This window comes from Aquimarina litoralis (genome assembly GCF_039523995.1).
GTDB lineage: Bacteria > Bacteroidota > Bacteroidia > Flavobacteriales > Flavobacteriaceae > Aquimarina > Aquimarina litoralis.
Window position 1 is genome coordinate 269,862 of record NZ_BAAAGE010000002.1, and the last position, 19,180, is coordinate 289,041.

Annotated in this window: 21 protein-coding genes; 11 read left to right on the top strand and 10 right to left on the bottom strand. The window is 31.4% G+C overall.

Features of this window, described 5'->3' with window-relative positions:
• Positions 1-134: 134 nt before the first annotated feature.
• The 5 genes from ABD077_RS10110 to ABD077_RS10130 all read left to right on the top strand — a co-directional run bounded on the left by ABD077_RS10110 (position 135) and on the right by ABD077_RS10130 (position 2,978).
• Positions 135-692 (top strand): RNA polymerase sigma factor, encoded by a 558-nt coding sequence (locus ABD077_RS10110; RefSeq protein WP_343912194.1) that lies wholly within the window; start codon positions 135-137, stop codon positions 690-692.
• Between the two features lie 22 nt (positions 693-714).
• Positions 715-1,011, top strand: coding sequence for a hypothetical protein (locus ABD077_RS10115; protein ID WP_343912195.1), 297 nt, complete (start codon positions 715-717; stop codon positions 1,009-1,011).
• A 2-nt stretch (positions 1,012-1,013) separates the two neighbouring features.
• Positions 1,014-1,466: a hypothetical protein gene (locus tag ABD077_RS10120; RefSeq protein WP_343912196.1), complete on the top strand. Its 453-nt coding sequence runs from the start codon at positions 1,014-1,016 to the stop codon at positions 1,464-1,466.
• Positions 1,467-1,537: 71 nt separating this feature from the next.
• Positions 1,538-2,320, top strand: coding sequence for a YHYH protein (locus tag ABD077_RS10125; protein ID WP_343912197.1), 783 nt, complete (start codon positions 1,538-1,540; stop codon positions 2,318-2,320).
• A 10-nt stretch (positions 2,321-2,330) separates the two neighbouring features.
• Positions 2,331-2,978, top strand: coding sequence for a toxin-antitoxin system YwqK family antitoxin (locus ABD077_RS10130; RefSeq protein ID WP_343912198.1), 648 nt, complete (start codon positions 2,331-2,333; stop codon positions 2,976-2,978).
• Positions 2,979-3,050: 72 nt separating this feature from the next.
• Here the strand turns inward: ABD077_RS10130 and ABD077_RS10135 are convergent, their stop codons facing one another.
• The 5 genes from ABD077_RS10135 to ABD077_RS10155 all read right to left on the bottom strand — a co-directional run bounded on the left by ABD077_RS10135 (position 3,051) and on the right by ABD077_RS10155 (position 6,607).
• Positions 3,051-4,058, bottom strand: a complete 1,008-nt coding sequence (locus ABD077_RS10135) for a glycoside hydrolase family 11 protein (RefSeq protein ID WP_343912199.1) — start codon at positions 4,056-4,058, stop codon at positions 3,051-3,053.
• Positions 4,059-4,252: 194 nt separating this feature from the next.
• Positions 4,253-4,831: a PhnA domain-containing protein gene (locus ABD077_RS10140; RefSeq protein ID WP_343912200.1), complete on the bottom strand. Its 579-nt coding sequence runs from the start codon at positions 4,829-4,831 to the stop codon at positions 4,253-4,255.
• A 37-nt stretch (positions 4,832-4,868) separates the two neighbouring features.
• Positions 4,869-5,663: a TerC family protein gene (locus ABD077_RS10145; protein WP_343912201.1), complete on the bottom strand. Its 795-nt coding sequence runs from the start codon at positions 5,661-5,663 to the stop codon at positions 4,869-4,871.
• Positions 5,663-6,040 carry a DNA topoisomerase IV gene (locus ABD077_RS10150; RefSeq protein ID WP_343912202.1) on the bottom strand — a complete coding sequence of 126 codons (378 nt, stop codon included), beginning with the start codon at positions 6,038-6,040 and terminating at the stop codon, positions 5,663-5,665. The genes ABD077_RS10145 and ABD077_RS10150 overlap by 1 nt, the downstream gene beginning before the upstream one ends.
• Before the next feature lie 81 nt (positions 6,041-6,121).
• Positions 6,122-6,607 carry a helix-turn-helix domain-containing protein gene (locus ABD077_RS10155; protein WP_343912203.1) on the bottom strand — a complete coding sequence of 162 codons (486 nt, stop codon included), beginning with the start codon at positions 6,605-6,607 and terminating at the stop codon, positions 6,122-6,124.
• Between the two features lie 386 nt (positions 6,608-6,993).
• Here ABD077_RS10155 and ABD077_RS10160 point away from each other — a divergent pair, with 386 nt between their 5' ends.
• From ABD077_RS10160 to ABD077_RS10175, 4 genes are all read left to right on the top strand, one after another.
• Positions 6,994-8,151 carry a M14 family zinc carboxypeptidase gene (locus ABD077_RS10160; protein WP_343912204.1) on the top strand — a complete coding sequence of 386 codons (1,158 nt, stop codon included), beginning with the start codon at positions 6,994-6,996 and terminating at the stop codon, positions 8,149-8,151.
• A 75-nt stretch (positions 8,152-8,226) separates the two neighbouring features.
• The gene (locus tag ABD077_RS10165) at positions 8,227-8,706 is read left to right on the top strand and encodes an Lrp/AsnC family transcriptional regulator (protein ID WP_299601986.1); all 480 of its coding nucleotides are present in this window, start codon (positions 8,227-8,229) and stop codon (positions 8,704-8,706) included.
• A gap of 101 nt (positions 8,707-8,807) precedes the next feature.
• Positions 8,808-11,390, top strand: a complete 2,583-nt coding sequence (locus ABD077_RS10170) for a phosphoenolpyruvate carboxylase (RefSeq protein ID WP_343912205.1) — start codon at positions 8,808-8,810, stop codon at positions 11,388-11,390.
• Positions 11,391-11,541: 151 nt separating this feature from the next.
• Positions 11,542-12,912, top strand: a complete 1,371-nt coding sequence (locus tag ABD077_RS10175) for an alpha/beta hydrolase family protein (RefSeq protein ID WP_343912206.1) — start codon at positions 11,542-11,544, stop codon at positions 12,910-12,912.
• A 34-nt stretch (positions 12,913-12,946) separates the two neighbouring features.
• Here the strand turns inward: ABD077_RS10175 and ABD077_RS10180 are convergent, their stop codons facing one another.
• Entirely contained in the window at positions 12,947-14,923 is a 1,977-nt protein-coding gene (locus ABD077_RS10180) for a tetratricopeptide repeat-containing sensor histidine kinase (protein WP_343912207.1), read from the bottom strand.
• A gap of 336 nt (positions 14,924-15,259) precedes the next feature.
• Between ABD077_RS10180 and ABD077_RS10185 the strand changes: the two genes are divergently transcribed.
• Positions 15,260-15,772 carry a DinB family protein gene (locus ABD077_RS10185; protein WP_343912208.1) on the top strand — a complete coding sequence of 171 codons (513 nt, stop codon included), beginning with the start codon at positions 15,260-15,262 and terminating at the stop codon, positions 15,770-15,772.
• 1 nt (position 15,773) lies between these two features.
• The gene (locus ABD077_RS10190) at positions 15,774-16,136 is read left to right on the top strand and encodes a nuclear transport factor 2-like protein (RefSeq protein ID WP_343912209.1); all 363 of its coding nucleotides are present in this window, start codon (positions 15,774-15,776) and stop codon (positions 16,134-16,136) included.
• Positions 16,137-16,171: 35 nt separating this feature from the next.
• On the opposite strand, the gene ABD077_RS10195 is transcribed toward ABD077_RS10190, so the two are convergent.
• From ABD077_RS10195 to ABD077_RS10210, 4 genes are all read right to left on the bottom strand, one after another.
• Entirely contained in the window at positions 16,172-16,966 is a 795-nt protein-coding gene (locus ABD077_RS10195; RefSeq protein ID WP_343912210.1) for a hypothetical protein, read from the bottom strand.
• Between the two features lie 140 nt (positions 16,967-17,106).
• Positions 17,107-17,736: an alpha/beta hydrolase gene (locus ABD077_RS10200; RefSeq protein ID WP_343912211.1), complete on the bottom strand. Its 630-nt coding sequence runs from the start codon at positions 17,734-17,736 to the stop codon at positions 17,107-17,109.
• A 15-nt stretch (positions 17,737-17,751) separates the two neighbouring features.
• Positions 17,752-18,600: an alpha/beta hydrolase family protein gene (locus tag ABD077_RS10205; protein ID WP_343912212.1), complete on the bottom strand. Its 849-nt coding sequence runs from the start codon at positions 18,598-18,600 to the stop codon at positions 17,752-17,754.
• Positions 18,600-19,166, bottom strand: coding sequence for a TetR/AcrR family transcriptional regulator (locus ABD077_RS10210; protein ID WP_343912213.1), 567 nt, complete (start codon positions 19,164-19,166; stop codon positions 18,600-18,602). Before ABD077_RS10210 ends, ABD077_RS10205 begins: the two co-directional genes overlap by 1 nt.
• Positions 19,167-19,180 lie beyond the last annotated feature (14 nt).

Consider the following 19,180-nt stretch of genomic DNA (forward strand, 5'->3'; position numbering starts at 1 on the left):
AGATATTATAGTAAATTTTATTTCGTTCTTTTCTGCAGTAATATTTTTATTAGCAACAATTACCTTTAAGTAGAGTTTATTTATATACTAGATAGGTCGGATAATGATTTATTTAAACGTAAAACATAAACTTATTGAAAAGTGAAGTTGAGATTATTGAAGCTATTATTGATGGGGACGAAAAAGCCTTAGCTACACTGTATACTCTATATTCAGAAAAAATTTACAATACTGCACTTAGTTACACTAAAATTGGAGAAGATGCAGAAGAAATTACGCAAGATGTTTTTTTAAAAATTTTTAAAAATGTTTTAAAGTTTAAGAGAGAATCTTCATTAAATACATGGATTTATCGCATTACTGTAAATACATCACTTAATTATTTAAAAAAAAAGAATAGATTTAAAATATTCAATAATCGGTTAATTAATTCTCAATCTATTGATTTTCATCACCCAGGCGTTTTATTAGAAAATAAGGAGAAAGCAGCAATACTTTATCAGGTAATTGATTGTCTTTCTAAAAATCAAAAAACAGCTTTTATTTTAAGTTATATTGAAGGACTCCCTCGACAAGAAGTTGCAGATATTATGGAAACTTCTTTAAAAGCAGTAGAATCTTTATTACAGCGTGCCAAAAGGAAAATGAAGTCAGAATTAGAAAAAATTTATCCCGATAGAAGGAAATCATAAAATTAATTGTCTAAAAAGCAATATGGATGAAGAAAAAGAAAAATGGGTAGAGGCTATCTTTCAAAGTATGAAAGATAGTCGTAGGGCATCGCCAAAACCTGAACTGTTATCAAAAATCAATGAAAAAATTCATTTTGAACAAGTTGATTTTGTACCTTTTACTAAGTTGAGGTATGGTTTAGTAGCCGCTATTTTTGTTCTTTTGGTTAATTCGATAGCATTGGTTTATTATGTTCAGAATCAACGATTAAACTATAAAGAAAGAACATTTATGAACGTTTATAATGAGTCTTTAATTAACTCGTATCAAATTTATTAATTATGAATAATAAAAGAGTTTACAATTTCGTGATCATAGGTCTGGTAGTACTTAATATTATTATTCTAGCCTTTCTTTTAATCAAACCATCTCAACCTATTAAGAGATCTGCGCCTAAGAACTTTCGATCTGAAATAGTAAAAACATTACGTTTGAATGATTTGCAAGAATCTCGGTTTCATAATTTAGCTGATGAGCATAAACAAAAAATGGCCGATATAGATGAGGAAAAGGTAAAACTGCTTTATCCTTACTTTGAGAGTCTTTCAGACACCTCATTGGTTGTGAACAAGGATAGTATTTTAAATCAATTGCAACAATATGAAAGAAAGAAAATTGAATTAACATATCTTCATTTTAAAGAAATAAAAGAGCTTTTGACAAAGGAGCAATTAGTTGATTTCGATGCTTTTATGAGTAAAGTTATTAATCGTTTATCAGGGAGTAGAAAATAATATTAAAGTTTTACCGAAGGATTTTGTTTAATTGATTGTCAAAAGAGAAAAATCAATTAAAATAAATTATTATGACAAAATCTGTTTTTTTTCGGTTCAGAATATTATTTGGGTTAACCATGCTTGTTTTATTTTCTTGTAAAAGTGATGATAATGGATCTAATGTTACAGACCCTGATAGTGGAAGCACTCCTGTTTCTGCATTTGATGAATTTAATCCGGATGCGGTAACTGTCTCATTCGATGGTGATGAGATTACTATAGAATCAAATGGTCTCCCTAATCATACATCTCCATATTGGGAAGAAACAAATCCCTTATATATTGAGCCCGTGATAGCAGTTGCTCTAACTCCTGGTCGTATTGGTGGAGATAGAAGTTATTCATTAACCGTTCCTACTTCACCACAGATTGCTTCAACAAGTACGGCAACTGGGTTAGGGGCTATAGGTATTTCAGTTACTGGTGTCCCTATTTTTAATGATTTAGAAGGGCCAAATAGACCTCTAGAAGAGGTTATTGTTGAAACATTTGATTATGCAGGAGCGCATAATGGCCCTTCTGGTTATCATTACCATATAGAATCATATGATGTACCAGAAAACACCGAGCTTTCGTATGATGATGAAAAGTTAATAGGTATAATGTCCGATGGTTTTTTATTATATGGCAGGAGAGAAATGGATGGAGCTTATCCAAATGATCTTGACGAATCTGGTGGTCATTTGGGAGCAACTCAGCATAGTGGTGATGAAGAGTTTTATCATTATCATATTGTTAATGAATTTTACTTAGGAAATGTTATTGCGCTTTTTGCGGGAGATTTGCAAGGAACACCGAATGCTATTTTTTAAATTGTTTACAATGAGTGTTTCATGTTTTAAAATAACGATAAAGCATGCAAGATTAATTGTATTATTGTTATGTCTTTTGATTTTAGGGTGTGCAGAACAAATAAAAACAAAACAAAATGGGATTGATCTTCTTAAAGAGGGGGTTGTTGAAGTACCAGATACAACTGTTCATAAAACATATCTACATTATAATCATAAAACATCCCAGTGGTTATTAAATGGTGAGTTTTACTCTGGTTATATTGTTAGTTTTTATAGTAATGATACCTTAAAAGAAAGAACAGGTGTTTTAAACGGAAAAAAACAAAAGAAATCAACCTTATGGTATTCTGATGGACATTTTAAAGAAGTGGCTAATTATCATAATGGAAAACTTCATGGAGAGAAGAAGATATGGTCTGCAGAAACAGATCATATGCTAATATCTCATTTAAATTATTATAGAGGTAAACCTCACGGAGAGCAAAAACAATGGTATACTACAGGAGAACTTTATAAAAAAATGTTTATGAATATGGGAAAAGAAGATGGTATTCAACAGGCGTTTAGAAAAAATGGTGATTTGTATGCTAATTATGAAGTAAAAAATGGTAGAATATTTGGTTTAAAAAAATCAGTACTCTGTTATGGGTTAAAAGATGAAAATGTAAAAAAATAAACCACTATTAATCCGTGGTTTATTTTTTTACATTTTCAACAAAACGCTAGGCGTGCGATGAATGCTACAGCCTTAAAGAATAATAAGTTTTTTAGCTACATTGTTATTGTTGGTATTCAAAACAACAAAATACATTCCTTTTGGTAAATTTTCTATTTCCGTAATGGTTTCCGTTGCACCATAATTTTTGGATAAAACAATTTTACCAGATACATTGTAAACTTCAAGTTTTTTTTCTTGATTAGAAATATTAAAATTCACATGAGCTACATCCTGTGCTGGATTAGGATATATATCAAAGTAGGAGTTAGGTTTTTGTAAATCATCAACACCCAAAACCGTATTGTCTACTGATACATCTAGTTCTGTAAATTCAAAACTTCCATTACTCTGATATCCTTCTACAACAATAGAGACTTCGTGTAATTTTCCTAGATCCATACCAATAGACTCCCATTGTCTGAAATGCTCCGATATATCTATGCTTCCTTCAGTTCTTCTATCTCTTCGAATGCTAAAATATTGCTGAAAAGTAGTGTTTCCAACAATAGAGGGTTGGTTTACTCTAGTATTTTCATAAATATCATAAAAACTCCCATTGATTTCAAAAGACCCTTTTAGTTCAGCGCCATTGGCCATAGAAGGAATCCAATTCCTCCAATCTTCAATTACATAATACTCAACTAAAGGCTCTACAGTCCATCCATATACTGATAGATATGAGTTTCCTGAAGCAGAAGAAGGATTATAATTACAATTGTAAGTAGCATAAAATTCTCCTATTTCCTGATGTTCTTGAGTTTGGTTATACCCAAGACCTCTTCTTGCTAGATAGTTTAAAATACCACTCCATTCTCCGCTAAAAAGTGCTCCATTTCCTAAAGTCATACAGGCTGTGCCTTGTGAGTTTTGATTCCATAGTTCATATCTAAAACCGTCTTCTTCTCCAGCAATCTGATCTGTTCCTGGTTGTATACAATACGTTTGCGCATTTGTAGTATACATGTTGAAGTGAAAGCATAGCAAAACTAGTACTACAGGGATTTTTGTAAATAATGATCCTAAAACATTGTTTTTCATGGTTAAGTTCTTTTCTTTAAACTTTACCTGTTATACATAAATGGGAGGTAGTTTATAGCAGGCAAGTTGTGATTAATAAAGTGCAATGTTATTGAATAACAAGAAAAGACAAAAAATATTGAAAAATGTAACGTGTTTTATTTACTTAAAGTTTAAGTAGAAAGTTTTCGATAATTTTCTGAGTTTTATTCGATTCATGATTTTTTTACGTATTTCGTTAAAATAACGATATGCTGCCCATTAATTTTTCCTTCGATATGTTCTGAATTGTCATGTACTAAGGAGATATTTCTTACCGCTGTTCCGCGTTTCGCTGTAAAATTAGCTCCTTTTACATTTAAATCTTTAATAAGAACAACATTATCACCGGACTTTAATAAAGCACCATTTACATCGAGATGCTTAATTTCGATATTTTCCTCATTATGATCTCCTGAAGCCTTTGCCCAATCTAATATTTCGTCATCTAAATATAGCATATCCAAAAGATCTTGAGGCCATCCTTCTGATTTTAATCTATGAAGTATCCTCCATACCATTACCTGAACTCCTGATACTGGACTCCACATACTGTCGTTTAGGCATCTCCAATGATTAGGATCCATAGTAGATGAATCCTCAATTTGTGCAGAACAAACTGAGCATAATAATATGCTAGAATCAATTCCCACATTTGGAGATTTAGGGACTTCATAAATACCTAGGTCGTCTGATTTTCCGCATAGTTCGCAGATATTTCCACTACGATCCTTTAATTCTTTTAGTTTGGTCATAATTTTTGATATGCAACAAGTGTAAAATCTTAAGCTACTACTTTAAAGATCCTTTTTTACGTAATTTAAAGTTGATAAACTCTACAAAAAGAGAAAACGCTATGGTAAAGTACAGATATCCTTTAGGAATAACACCAACCTCAGTCTCAAAAATCTTTAGATGTGCTAAATGAGCTGCTTCCGCAATAAGCATAAATCCTATTAGAATTAGAAAAGATAATCCTAAAATTTGTACAGAAGGATGTTTGTTTACAAAACGGCCAACAGGATTAGCAAATAACATCATAATCAATACCGATACAATTACAGCTATGATCATAATAATTAGGGCATCAATAGGATTATCGCTTAAGCCATTGGTCATTCCAACCGCAGTTAAAATAGAATCAAATGAGAAAACAACATTTATTAAAGTGATTTGCAAGATAGCTTTTGATAAAGAACTAGAACTTTTTTCTTGAATTTCTTTTTCTTCTTCTCCTTTTTCATCTACTTTTTCGTGTATTTCATGAACACTTTTGTAAAGTAAAAAAATTCCACCACCAAATAATATTAAGGCTTGACCACTTATTCCTGCTTTAATCCAAGGAAGATTAATATGCCAAAAGGGAGCTTCCATGGCCACCAATAAAGAGATGCCAAATAGCAATATAATTCTCATAAGCATTGCCAATAACAATCCAATATTAGTAGCTTTTTTCTGTTGCTGTTCGGGTAATTTACTAGAAGCTAGAGAGATAAATATAATATTATCAATTCCTAGAACAATTTCTAGAAAAGTAAGTGTTAGTAGGGCAACCCAAGCATCAGCAGTTGTAAAAATTTCGAGCATTAGTTAACTTTTTTAGCGGTTCCTCTCTGTTTGTTTTTTTTAACACCTACAAGACCATATTCAAAAGTGTAGGTATCTCCATCTGTAGTTAATATTTTCATATGTATGGCTTTTTCTTCAGCCATATTTTTAGGATGTAATTTTTTTACAATATACTCACAATCATTAATCCAGCGTATGCTGGCCGTATCACTTTTGCCAAGAAAATAATCTATTTCTATAGAATCATTGCGGACAAAAGTAGTTTTCGCTAATTCTCCGTTAAGATAGGTTTCGAATTCGAAAGTTCCGGTATGAAAATTTTGGCAATCTCGTTCTTGCTGATAACAACCAAGAAATAGAAGAGAAGCAAGGAATAAAAAAAATAATCGAATCATAATGAATTAAAAACGATACTACGCGAAAATAAATCTATTTCACCAAATTTCACACAGTTCTTCAGAAATATATACATGAAGTTAGTTGTTATATACTTCGAAGGTGCCATCCTTATAAAAGAAAACGATTTTTTCTATTTCTTTATGAAGAGAAGAATTGGATTTACTTTGAGTTAAAGAAGGGGTGGTAACTTGATCAGAACTGATATCTTTTTCGTTTGTGTCGGATTGAGAGAAAAGATCTTGTTCTGAAACCGACTCATTTATAGGATTAGGAGTAGAGGAAGGGACTATCTCATTTACTGGTTTGACTTTTTCTTCTTTTTCTACCGGATTTTCTGATTTTGGGAAAGTACCTTTTCCATATAGAAGCCAATATAATTCTGCCTCAGGATATGCTTCGGTAATTTTCATTACAAAATCTAAACTCGGTTTGTTTCTTCCAGATAAAATATGTGAAATAGAAGAACGACCTACGCCCATAGCATCAGCAAATCCTGAAGCTGAAACGTGGTAAAATTTCATGATTTCCTGTATTCTTTTTCCAAAAGCAGTAGTGTTTACCATTGTAAACTAGATTAAATAAATTAGTTGGTTACAAAGGTAAACAAATGATTTAGAATAACAGTTTACAATTGTAAATATAGTCAAATCCAATATATTTAATATTAATCTAACGCTTTAAATAATTAGTCATTAATAATTGAAAATAAGTAATTTAAATGTTGATTTTAGAAATTTACTTAATTAAAGTACTTCATGAAATACCTTTCTGTACTATTCACTAGAATTCTGTTTAATTATGTAAACAATACAAATATTCACATCGTATACAATTGTAAATTAGGTTAGTTTACATTTGTAAAAGTAATGCTAGTTTACATCTGTAAAATTTATATTATTTTCTATGATTCTTCCTTAAACAGTAGTAATTTTAGACCAGATTTATACTTATGAAAATTGAAGAATTAAAAGATTGGTTTACAACTTATAAACAGTCTGCAATATCAGGGCGATATATACATCTAGAACATATTAAACCACTTATAGATACTATATCTCAGAAAGCGGAGATCGAACAGTTAGGAAGTTCAGAAAATGATGAGCCTATTTATCTCATTAAAAAGGGTATAGGTTCCAAGAAATTGCTTTTCTGGTCTCAAATGCATGGAAATGAAAGTACCACAACTAAAGCAATATTTGACTTTCTAAAAATGTTGTCTGACGACTCTAATAAACTATCACAAGATATTTTAAAGCATTGTACATTATATATCATACCTATTTTGAGTCCAGATGGAGCTAGATTGTATACACGTCTTAATTATAATAAAGTAGATCTGAATAGAGATGCTCAAAATAGGACCCAGAAGGAGAGTATAGTATTAAGAGAACTCATAGATAGTATTCAGCCTGATTATGCATTTAATCTCCACGGACAGCGTACTATATTTAGTGCAGGAGAAACTAAGAATCCTGCAACAGTTTCTTTTTTATCTCCTGCGGGAGATGAAAAACGTACCATCACTACTTGTCGTAAGATTGCTATGGAAATTATAGCAGAAATGAATACTGTATTACAACAGTTTATTCCTAATCGTATTGGGAGGTATGATGATGGTTTTAATATAAATTGTGTGGGCGATACGTTGTCGACTCTTAACGTGCCCACAATTTTGTTTGAAGCTGGACATTTCGATAACGATTATGATAGAGAAAGAACAAGAGAGTATATTTTCTACGCCTTAGTGACATCAGTTTCTTATATCGCCAAGAACGAAATTAAAGGAGATCATTATAAAACATATTTTGACATACCTGAAAATGGAAAGCTTTTCTACGATATTATTGTGAGAGATGTTATGTTAAATGGAAAAAATGTAGACATTGCTATTCAATATACTGAGGAATTGTCAGAAAATAGTGTCAAATTCATTCCAAAAATTGTTAAAATTGAAGATTTACAAAATTTTTATGGTCATAGAGAAATAAACGCTGATAAAAGGACAATACAGAACGAAAACGTTACAGTAGAGGTAGTTCCAGAAAACGAGTTGTTAAAATTCCGTTTAAATGATGAATTATTCTCAACAGAATTAACAAAAAGTTGAAAAAAAATATGTGAAAACATTATTTTTCTGTTATTTTTGCAATGTAATTAATCGGGAAAATTTATTAGAATTACTATGGCAAAATTTAAATTAGACGAAGTAGATCATCAAATATTAGATATGTTGATTGAAAATACTCGTACACCGTTTACAGATATTGCAAAGAAATTACTTATTTCTGCAGGTACTGTTCATGTACGTGTAAAGAAAATGGAAGAGGCTGGGATTATCGAAGGTTCTTCCTTAACATTAGATTACAAAAAATTAGGGTATTCGTTTATCGCGTATGTGGGAATATATCTTCAAAATACATCTCAGACCAAATTCGTTTTACAACGAATCAGAGAAATTCCTTTCGTTACCGTTGCTCATATCACAACAGGGAAATTTAATATTTTCTGTAAAGTAAGAGCTAAGGATACTAATCACGCAAAAGACATTATTTTCCAATTGGATGATATCGATGGTGTATATCGTACAGAAACTATGATATCGTTAGAAGAAAGTATCAATGATAAGAAACGTTTAATGCATTCAATCTTCCAAGATTTGTAAAGGGCTATTGTATGCAAACATATAAACCCTTTAGGAAATAATCTTAGAGGGTTTTTTCTTGTATTTTATTTTATTAATCAACCATATTCGTAACCACAATTATGGCAAGACAACCAAAAATAGATCGTTTTAACCACAACGTTCTAACTAAATACCAGATATACAACAGTATATTTATTACATTACCTTTTGATGAAATTACTAATACAGGTGTTTTATTACCTCTTTTTAAAGAAGTATGCGAAAAAGGTTATGATCAAAAGAAAACTCCAACAGAAATTGTAGAAAGTTTTTTCAAATCGTATAGAGATAACCCTACAGATAAAGAAAAACACGATTTATTATTTCGATTTATTCAATATATCGAAAGACAAGTAGTATTGTTTGATGCTATAGAAGATGCTGCTTTTCCTGTAGTAAATAATATGGATGGTCGTGGTACGCTAAGAAGTATCAAAGAAGAAGCGCAAGCCAAAGGACAATTAGAAGAGTTAAAAGAATACTTAAGACGATTTAAGATACGTCCAACATTAACTGCGCATCCTACTCAGTTTTATCCGGGTACTGTTTTAGGGATTATCCATGATCTCGATACAGCGATCAGAGAGAATGATTCTCAGAAAATAAAGAGATTATTAGCGCAATTAGGAAAAACTGCATTCTTTAAAAAAGAAAAACCAACTCCGTATGATGAAGCAGTAAGCTTGATATGGTATTTAGAAAATGTATTTTATCATTCGGTAGGAACGATATATAATTATATTCAACAAAATATTTTTCAGGGAGAAGATCTTGAGAATGATTTGATAAACCTTGGTTTTTGGCCAGGAGGAGATAGAGATGGAAATCCTTTTGTTACTACAGAAACTACGCTTAAAGTAGCAAAAAGACTTCGTAAAACTGTTCTTATTAATTACTATCGTGATATGCGTAAGCTAAAACGTAGAATAACTTTTGGTAATCTTCAGGATAAATTAGGAGTTTTGGAATCTGCGTTATACGATAATTTTTATTATGCTAAAACTGCCGAACCTCTTTCTATTGATACATTGATGAATGGATTACTAGAGGTAAGAGAAGAGCTGATAAGTAAACATCAATCTTTGTTTTTAGAAGAATTACAAGATCTTATTAATAAAGTAAAGATATTCGGATTTCATTTTGGAACTTTAGACATAAGACAAGATTCTCGAGTGCACCATGGAGTGTTGATGGAAATTGTTAAAAAGACCAATGAGTTAGGACTAGGATTCTTTCCAGAGGATTATGAGTCTTTATCAGAGGAGGAGCAAATCCAAGTATTGTCTACCATTTCAGGTAATTTAGATCCATCAGTTTTGGATGACGATATGGCAAGAGCTACAATCGAATCTATTTATGCGATCAAAACCATACAAAAAAATAATGGAGAGCGTGGGTCAAACCGTTATATCATTAGTAATAACGGAAGTGTACTGAATGTTATGGAAGCTTTTGCTATGATACGTCTATGTGATTGGAAACAACCAACGGTAGATGTAATTCCACTATTTGAAACGGTTCCTGATCTTAAAGTTTCTCACCATGTAATGGAAACTTTATACACCAATCCTGAATATATGGAACATCTTAAGCGTCGCGGAATGAAGCAGACTATTATGCTTGGTTTCTCAGACGGTACCAAAGATGGTGGATATCTGATGGCGAATTGGGGGATTTTTAAGGCAAAAGAAGCATTGACAGAGATTTCCAGAAAGTATAATGTGAAAGTTATATTCTTTGATGGTAGAGGAGGACCACCAGCAAGAGGAGGTGGAAATACAAATCAGTTCTATGCATCTCTGGGTCCTACAATTGAAGATGAACAGATACAAATTACGGTTCAGGGACAAACCATTAGCTCTAATTTTGGGACATTAGATTCCTGCCAATATAACTTAGAACAATTACTAGGTGCTGGAGTAGAAAATGAGCTTACCGCAAATGAAGCAAATCTTTTCTCTAAGGAGAATAAAGAGACGATGCAGAATTTGGCAGACATTAGTTATCAGACGTATGTAGATTTTAAAAGTCATCCTAAGTTTTTACCATATTTAGAGCATATGAGTACGCTTAAATACTACGGAAAAGCAAATATAGGTAGTCGTCCTTCTAAAAGAAGTAAGAGTACAAGTTTAGATTTTGGAGACTTAAGAGCGATTCCATTTGTAGGTAGTTGGAGCCAGTTGAAGCAAAATGTGCCTGGTTTTTATGGAGTAGGTACTGCTTTAAAAGTATACGAAGATAAAGGTGAGTTCGATAAAATTATAAATCTTTATAAAGGATCTGCATTTTTCCGAGCTTTAGTCGGCAATAGTATGATGAGTTTGACAAAATCATTCTTTCAGTTAACGGCATATATGAAAGATGATAAAGAGTATGGTGCTTTTTGGAACATCATACATGATGAATACGAACTTACAAAACGTCTTTTGCTTAAATTAACTGGATATTCAGAATTAATGGAAAATGAGCCAGCTGGAAAAGCTTCTATAGAAATTAGGGAAAATATCGTATTGCCATTACTTACTATTCAGCAATACGCACTAAAGAAGATTCAGGATATTAACAGATCTGGAGAAGATGATGAAAATTTAGAGGTGTACGAAAAAATGGTAACTCGTTCTCTGTTCGGGAATATTAATGCAAGTCGAAATTCGGCTTAAAGAATAATAATATTTTAGCTTAAAAACCATAATATGAATACATGTTATGGTTTTTTTATAAATTGAATCTTTGTATTTGGAGCTGAATACTGGTCAAAATAGTATATACTAGATTATTGTTCAGAAGGATCAATCTAAAAACACAATACTTATGGAGAAAAAAATAGTATGCATTTTATATTGTTTTTGTTTGTTGTATAGTTCGTATGCACAAGATTTTTCTGGAGATTGGAAAGGTACTGTTGATATAAGAGGTAGTAAGTTAGATATTGCTTTCCATATAGAAAAAGTAGATACAATTTATACTACTACTCTGGATATACCAGCACAAGGTTTAAATGGAGCTAAGGCAAGTAATACAAAAGTTGATAATACTTCTGTAATCATCATCTTTTCTGATCTAAAGCTAACATATGAAGGTAGTTTAAATTATAATGGTGAAATTATAGGGAATATGAAACAAGGAGGTTTTCCGATTCCTTTAAACCTTAAAAGAGGTACGGTTATTTTAAAGCGACCGCAAGAACCAAAACCACCTTTTAATTATTATTCCGAAGAAATAACCTTTGTGAGTGATGCAGATAATGTAAGCTTAAAAGGAACTTTAACTTTACCAGAAAAAGATGGACAATTCCCTTTGGTGATTATTGTAAGTGGTAGTGGACCACAAAATAGGGATGGAGATATGTTTGGTCATAAACCTTATTTAGTATTAGCAGACCATTTGACAAAAAACGGGATAGCAGTTTTTCGTTTCGATGAACGAGGAGTTGGAGAATCTGGTGGAGATTTCAGTAAAGTAACCATAGAACTTTCCTCTCTAGATGTAAAATCTGCTATGGATTTCTTAAAAGAAAGAAGAGAGATCAATAATGCTAAAATAGGTTTGATTGGTCATAGTATTGGAGGTATTGTTGCTCCAAAAGTAGCTTCGGAAAATAAAAAAATCAGCTTTTTAGTATTATTAGCTGCTCCTGGTGTCCCTGGTGATCAATTAATGCTTTCTCAAAAAGCTGCTTTTGAAAAAGATATGGGGTTTAATGAACTTCAAATCCAGCAAGGACAAAAGTTAGTGGAAAAAGCTTATGATATTATTAAAGAAGCTAAGCTTGATAATCAATCACTAAAAGACAGTATTCATTCTTACTATAAAAACAAGTATGGTAATCTATTTCCTGAAAATCAACGAAAGGCATTAGTAAATCAAATTACTTCTTATGAAGTGGCAAGTTTTATCAGATCAAGACCATCGGAGTATTTAGAGAAAATAAAAATTCCTGTTTTAGCGTTAAATGGTGATAAAGATTTACAGGTGCTTCCAAAAGAAAATCTTGCTGCTATTAAAGCTGCTCTGGATAAAGCGGGTAATGCAAATGTTGAAATAATGGAGCTTAAAAGTCTGAATCATTTATTCCAAGAAGCTACTCGAGGTTCTCTAGGTGAATATTCTGAAATAGAGCAAACATTTTCACCTATTGCCTTGGATGTATTAACAGCGTGGATTAAAGAACAGGTGAAATAAGATATATATTCCGAATATGTAGTTTATTTAATTTTCAAGAGGCCATCGGTAATGTAATATAAAAGGTGCTTCCTACACCAGGCTTGCTTTCTACAGCAATATTACCTTTGTTTAGATCTATAAGTTCTTTACAGATTCTCAAGCCCAGACCAGTTCCAGTTTCCTGTTGTGTACCATTTGTTGTAAATGTATCTTCAGCGAATAATTTATGAACATTCTCTGCTTTTATCCCTATGCCAGTATCTTTAAAACCAATTTGGTAATAATCTCCTTTCGCTCTAGAAAATAAGGTTATGGAATCTCCAGGGTTACAAAATTTGATCGCATTTGCCATTAGATTTTGAGATACTATTGAAAACATATCTTTATCCGCATAGACTCTAGTTGGAGGTAACTCATTAATAAGTTTGATTCTTTTTTGGGTAGCTTTGGGATCAAAGAAGGCGAATTTATTATTAATTACTTCGGAAATATCGAAAGAAGTGGGATTTGCATATAGTTCCTTCATTTGAGATTTTGACCAATTCAACAAGTTTGTTAACATTATTGATGTTTGATGGGTTCTATTAGCTAATAATGGAATAATTTCGCCCAATTCATTTGAAGATAAATTGTTGTTTTTCATTAAATTAAGACTTCCATTAAGTCCATGTATTTCGTTCTTTAGGTCGTGTGAAATGATAGAAAACAGTTTGTTTTTTACTTGATTAGAATCATTCAATTTTTTGATCAATCTTTTTCTTTCTTTTTTTGTTTTAATTATATGAGCCAGAAAAATTGACAAGAAAATAAGAACTCCAATAGCGATATAATTAAATACTCTTGATCTAAATAATTTTTCCTTTGTTTTTTGTTCTCTTTTTTCTTGTTCATCAATGAGTTTAAGCTGTTCCATTTCTGCTTTAAATCGGTTTTCTGCTTGTGTTACTTTTTGTGTACTTTGTTCGAGAGTATTTTTGTCAGATAGTTTTTGATATTTTTGTTGCCATTGTAAGGCGTTGGCGTATTGCCCTCTGGCAGAATCTAATTTTACGCTATATTTATAGTTTGTAAGAAGTAATGAGGGGATATTCGTTTTTGCAAGTTCATCTCTTGACATAGAAAGCATCTTTTCCGCCTCTCTAAAATCTTTGTTTTGAATAGCGATGTATCCTAATTGCTGTTTAGAGTTGATTACTGCTCTATTACATTTAGACTCTATTCCTGCTATCATTGACGAATCGTAATATTTTTTGGCTAATGCTTGTTGGTTTTTATGCAATGCTATTTTGGCTAAAATTTCATAGGAAAAAGAGGCACTTCGGATATTATCATTTTTTTTACAAGTGGATAAAGCTTCAACCACATAATTGGTAGCGCTATCGATCATTTTTTCGTTAAAATGTAGTAAAGCCATATTGTTTAGACTTGTACCTAACTTTTTCAATTTATGTTTCTTTTTAATACTTATAGACTGGGTATAATAGCTTTTTGCAGATTCAAATTTACCTAACATTGCATATGCATTTCCTATATTATTTAAGGTTCGAGACAAACCTATACTATCTTTTAATTGGAAATTGTATTTATTAGCTTCAAGTAAGTAAGAAATACTTTTTTCCAGATTACCACGTTCCTGTTCAACACTAGATTTATTATTGTTTACCAAAGCCAAACCTTCTAATAAATTGATTTTTTTAAAATATTTTTCTGCTTTACTATAGTTTGAAGAAGCTTTAATAAGTTCATCTTTGCGATTGTACATATTACCAATCTGGTTGTAACTAGTAGCTATACCTTTATCATATTCAAGCTTTTCTGATAGTTTCAATAACTTATCCGCATACAATAAACCTAAGTCGAATTCCTTTTTCCAAAATAGATGTTCTACTTGTCTAGAACCATAGTCGATAGTACTGGAATCTGACAAGGTAGTAATTCGAGTAATTATACTATCAAGCTCTTTTTGTTGAGAAAAAATAGGCTTAGATATGAATAGTATTAAAATAAAAAGATGGGGCAGGTTTTTCATTCTAAAGGTGTTTTGATAAATATTTAGTTAGAGTTTTTGTTATTACTTTAAGCCCCAAAAAAATAATTATACAGATAAAACACTATTTATGTCTGCAAAATACACAATTATTATATAAAAAAATAATTTAATAAGAAAATACTTACAAATATATTTGTTATATAAAGCAGAATTATTTGAGCTATTTCAATGAATACTAAAATTAACCTCCTAGTTTTAGGAACAGATTAAAATTTGTAGCGCATCGAGGTATTAAAAGATGATAAATAACTGTTAATTTAAAGACAGATGAGAACTGAATTAGTATTTTTCCTCAATTATTTTTAAAACATATTTATGCAATCGTTATTATCCAAAGAAGAATACAATCCTTATTACGGAATTTTTATAGACAAAGCGTTGAAGGAAGATATAGTAGAAGGCTTAAAAGAAGGAATAACCCAGTTTGTGGAGTTTGTAGAAAATATTCCTGATGAAAAATTAACCTATGCGTATGCGGATGGTAAATGGTCTATTGCGGAAGTTTTACAACATATCATTGATACTGAACGAATATTTTCATATCGCGCACTACGATTTGCTAGAAAAGATAATAGTCCGTTGATTGGGTTTGATCAGGATGACTATGTTCCTAACTCTAATGCTAATGCAATAAAAAAAGAGAGTTTTGTTGAAGATTTTAAGGCAGTAAGAGGTAGTTCTATTTCTTTATACAAAGGATTTACTTCAGATATGTTAATGTGGGTGGGTGAGGCTAGTGGTAGTCCCATGAGTGCCAGAGCTGCCGGTTATATTCTTTCTGGACATCAAACACACCATCTAGAGGTTATAAAAGAAAGGTACCTTTAAAATGACAAAAGAAGAGCTCACGAAAAAGTACTTGGAATACTTAGAAAATGGAGAAATAGATAAGGTAATACAGCTTTTTACCAAAGACGGAGTTGTTGTATCTCCAGTATATGGGACAATGTTGGCTAAAGAGTTTTACTATAAGTTAGCGGAGGATACCAAATCGTCTAAACTATATTTTGATGGATTATTTGTAGAAGAAAATTCTAACAGAATTTCAATACTATTTGATTATCATTGGACTCTAAAAAATAGTAAAATTGTAAAGTTTAAAGTAGTTGATATTTTGGAGCTTACTTTAGATAATCAAATAGAGAAACTTACTATTATCTATGATACTGTAAATGCTCGAAAGGTTTTGTGAATAAATTTGAACTGAATTTTTGTTTTAAATCAAATTCAATTAATCTGTTTGTAATATTGTTGTATTTCGTTTTCTTTTCTTAAAAGAAAATCAAAATACTTAGAAAAGTTAAAGGTATTCAATCCATTCATACCGTAAGTTTGTCCAATAAATTTTTTGATGACACCTGTTTTGTTAACCAGATGTATATAAGAAGTTCGAGAGTTTTTATGATTTTGCATGGAATCAAATTCATCATTTAAGATAAATGCATCAACTGCAAAAACCGGAATTTCCAACGATTTTGCAGCTTCTACATCATGTTCTGAAACAGATCTAATATTTATTTTGTTAGAATGATTTTCTTTTGGATGACTATGTAATTGGCCAAGAAGCATTAAACCTTCTCCTATTCTGGGTGCACCGAAGGAACCAATTCTATAAGTATTAATCATAATCTCTTTTTCAGTTTTAAATTCGGGAGACCAGTCTCTTAGGGCGTATACTCTGCCATTATTCACATTTAGGACAATAAATAATTGATTTTCTAGGCCTTCTTGGGTAGTATCATCTGTAACTCTTTGAATCACTTGCTGTATTTGATACTCATTAAAAGTTATTACAGAACTGTTTTGGTGTAGTTCTTTAATACCGGGCATAGAATTTGGCCCTCCTTTTTCCTCTAAAACATAAATCCATTCTCTAATGTCTATTACTCTTAGATTGTTAGTTTTAGATCCATCAGTACCTAGTTGTTTACCAGTTACTCTATCTATATAAATATCTCCAATAGAATAAGATTTCCAAAAAGGGGCTAAGCATAGAAATAATAAAAACAACAGACCTCTCATAATAGTTTCGTAGTTAAAATTCGGGTTACACTTATTAATATCATAAGTTAATGAAATGTTACTACATAAAATGGAAAATTAACATATTAGATGTGTTCTGTAGATGATATGTCTAGAGTAATCGGTTATGTTAATTTGTTTTAAATGATATCTGTAAGAGTTTCTATATTTAGTTCATGTCCTCCTCGATGCGTCCTGAATTCTATTTGAGGGAGAATATTTTTAACACGTATTTTTTCTGCATTTACTTTTTCTATTTCAAAATATGGATCGTTTTCTCCTAATATATGGGTGACTTTTGTTGTTCCAGATAGAAAAGAGAAATGTTCTTTTTGTAATTCTTTAGGGAAACCTCCAGAAATCATCACTAAACCAGCAGGTTGTATTCGTCTACTAGCTATCCATCTACTAGCAATGCTAACCCCTTGAGAATATCCAAGAACAACAAATTTGGTATGTGAAGGAATTTTTTCCATTTCTACCACCGCATCGATGTAATTGAGAATATTTTTAGTCTCTGTTTTAGTATTTTCCTTGGTTAACCAACTAGCTCCGACTCTTTTGTAGTCATTGTTTTTATAATATTTCGCAGGAGCTTGTGGAGCTATAATATAGTTTTCTTCTGGATCTAAGCTTTGAAATAATCGAATAAAATACCTACTTAGATATCCAATACCATGAAATACTAGCCAAACTGTCTTAGTTTTTTCAGTAAGTTTGTTTAGGGTATCGTAGGTGTTCGTAGATTGATATACCACCTCTTTATGCATAGCTTTAATTATATTTTAGAGTTCAAACCATTGATCAATAATAGGCCACAAGATATCTTGATTTTTCTTTCTAAAAAAATCAAAATGGCCTATTGTTTTTAAGTTGTAATCTGATGGTACTAAGTGTTTTCTAGTTGTTTTTGCGTTGTGATATACACGATCTCCAAGAATATCAACAGACTTTTTAGGAGCAAAAAGATCGTCATCTATGCTAATCAGTAACATGGAATCTTTAATTTCTTGATAAAAAGTTTCCGAATTTCCTTTTGTAAAGTGCAACATCGAATCCGGGTGTAATAAAAAAGTAGCCCAGTCTTTTGCAGCTTTGGTGGTTAAAGGTCTTCCTAATCCAAACCATTTAGACGGATAATATCCTAAAATGGATGTGGTAATAGGTACAAAGAATTTAAAATTTAGGTAGATCAAAAAACGCATTTTTGGAGCAAAATGTTTGTAGAAGCCAAACTGAGATCCAATGGTTAGATATTTATCATAGTATTGGAAAGCATCACTAAAACCAACACTATTTCCTCCGTAGCTATGGCCTATCATAAATTGAGTATTATTCGGAAATTTTTCTTTTACATGTTTAGAAACTGATTTAAAATCCATTGCCCAAGAAAAGAATCCATGATTTTTTAATGCTGTTATACTTTTAGAATTAGATGAGCCAATACTACGATAATCAAATGTAAATACATTACAGCCTTTATCTGCTAAATATTCGGCTATATGAAAGTAAAATTTTTGTGGAACTGCAACGGCAGGTGCAAATACAACCGATATATGATTAGAGGAAGAAGGAACAAATTCATGTGCTGAAATAGGGTAGTCGTCTGTAGAGTGTATGGTAATTGATTTCATTAGTTAGTTTTTAAAATAATTTTTTCCATTCTAGATACTGCGTTGTTAATGTATTTATGATCATTGTAAATTCTCATCAACAGGATTCCTCCTTCTAAATCTTGTACAATTTGCTCAGCTAATTCTAAAGATTTTTCTTTGGAGTAATTGGGTTTTAGTAAAATCTGTAATCCATAGATAAAGTCAGCAAAAAAATGTTGTATTTCATCTTTGTAAATGGGGTTTAAATGAGCTGTTTCTAGGGCTGTATTAGCCATGATACAACCACTATTAGCATTTTTAAACATTTTGTCAATGAGCTTTCTAACTTGTTCTAGTTTTTCTGAAATGTTTAAATCTTTGTTACCTATGATTTTAGATAAGTTATATTTGAAATAACCGTGTACAGTGGCAAGTACTTCTTTTATCAACTGCTCCTTATTGCTGAAATAGTAGTAAAAATGCGACTTTTGAATATCACATGCTTTAGCTAATTCGCTCATGCTACTTTTTGCAATACCACGTTCTCTTAGTATGGGGATTACTCTTTGTAATACCTCTGCTTTTGATGTTTTTGTTTTAGGCATTTTATTGAACGTTC

Coding starts and splice junctions, on each gene's coding strand:
- ABD077_RS10115 (WP_343912195.1), top strand. CDS start 715: ATGGATGAAGAAAAAGAAAAATGGGTAGAGGCTATCTTTCAAAGTATG.
- ABD077_RS10120 (WP_343912196.1), top strand. CDS start 1,014: ATGAATAATAAAAGAGTTTACAATTTCGTGATCATAGGTCTGGTAGTA.
- ABD077_RS10125 (WP_343912197.1), top strand. CDS start 1,538: ATGACAAAATCTGTTTTTTTTCGGTTCAGAATATTATTTGGGTTAACC.
- ABD077_RS10130 (WP_343912198.1), top strand. CDS start 2,331: ATGAGTGTTTCATGTTTTAAAATAACGATAAAGCATGCAAGATTAATT.
- ABD077_RS10135 (WP_343912199.1), bottom strand. CDS start 4,058: ATGAAAAACAATGTTTTAGGATCATTATTTACAAAAATCCCTGTAGTA.
- ABD077_RS10140 (WP_343912200.1), bottom strand. CDS start 4,831: ATGACCAAACTAAAAGAATTAAAGGATCGTAGTGGAAATATCTGCGAA.
- ABD077_RS10145 (WP_343912201.1), bottom strand. CDS start 5,663: ATGCTCGAAATTTTTACAACTGCTGATGCTTGGGTTGCCCTACTAACA.
- ABD077_RS10150 (WP_343912202.1), bottom strand. CDS start 6,040: ATGATTCGATTATTTTTTTTATTCCTTGCTTCTCTTCTATTTCTTGGT.
- ABD077_RS10155 (WP_343912203.1), bottom strand. CDS start 6,607: ATGGTAAACACTACTGCTTTTGGAAAAAGAATACAGGAAATCATGAAA.
- ABD077_RS10160 (WP_343912204.1), top strand. CDS start 6,994: ATGAAAATTGAAGAATTAAAAGATTGGTTTACAACTTATAAACAGTCT.
- ABD077_RS10165 (WP_299601986.1), top strand. CDS start 8,227: ATGGCAAAATTTAAATTAGACGAAGTAGATCATCAAATATTAGATATG.
- ABD077_RS10170 (WP_343912205.1), top strand. CDS start 8,808: ATGGCAAGACAACCAAAAATAGATCGTTTTAACCACAACGTTCTAACT.
- ABD077_RS10175 (WP_343912206.1), top strand. CDS start 11,542: ATGGAGAAAAAAATAGTATGCATTTTATATTGTTTTTGTTTGTTGTAT.
- ABD077_RS10180 (WP_343912207.1), bottom strand. CDS start 14,923: ATGAAAAACCTGCCCCATCTTTTTATTTTAATACTATTCATATCTAAG.
- ABD077_RS10185 (WP_343912208.1), top strand. CDS start 15,260: ATGCAATCGTTATTATCCAAAGAAGAATACAATCCTTATTACGGAATT.
- ABD077_RS10190 (WP_343912209.1), top strand. CDS start 15,774: ATGACAAAAGAAGAGCTCACGAAAAAGTACTTGGAATACTTAGAAAAT.
- ABD077_RS10195 (WP_343912210.1), bottom strand. CDS start 16,966: ATGAGAGGTCTGTTGTTTTTATTATTTCTATGCTTAGCCCCTTTTTGG.
- ABD077_RS10200 (WP_343912211.1), bottom strand. CDS start 17,736: ATGCATAAAGAGGTGGTATATCAATCTACGAACACCTACGATACCCTA.
- ABD077_RS10205 (WP_343912212.1), bottom strand. CDS start 18,600: ATGAAATCAATTACCATACACTCTACAGACGACTACCCTATTTCAGCA.
- ABD077_RS10210 (WP_343912213.1), bottom strand. CDS start 19,166: ATGCCTAAAACAAAAACATCAAAAGCAGAGGTATTACAAAGAGTAATC.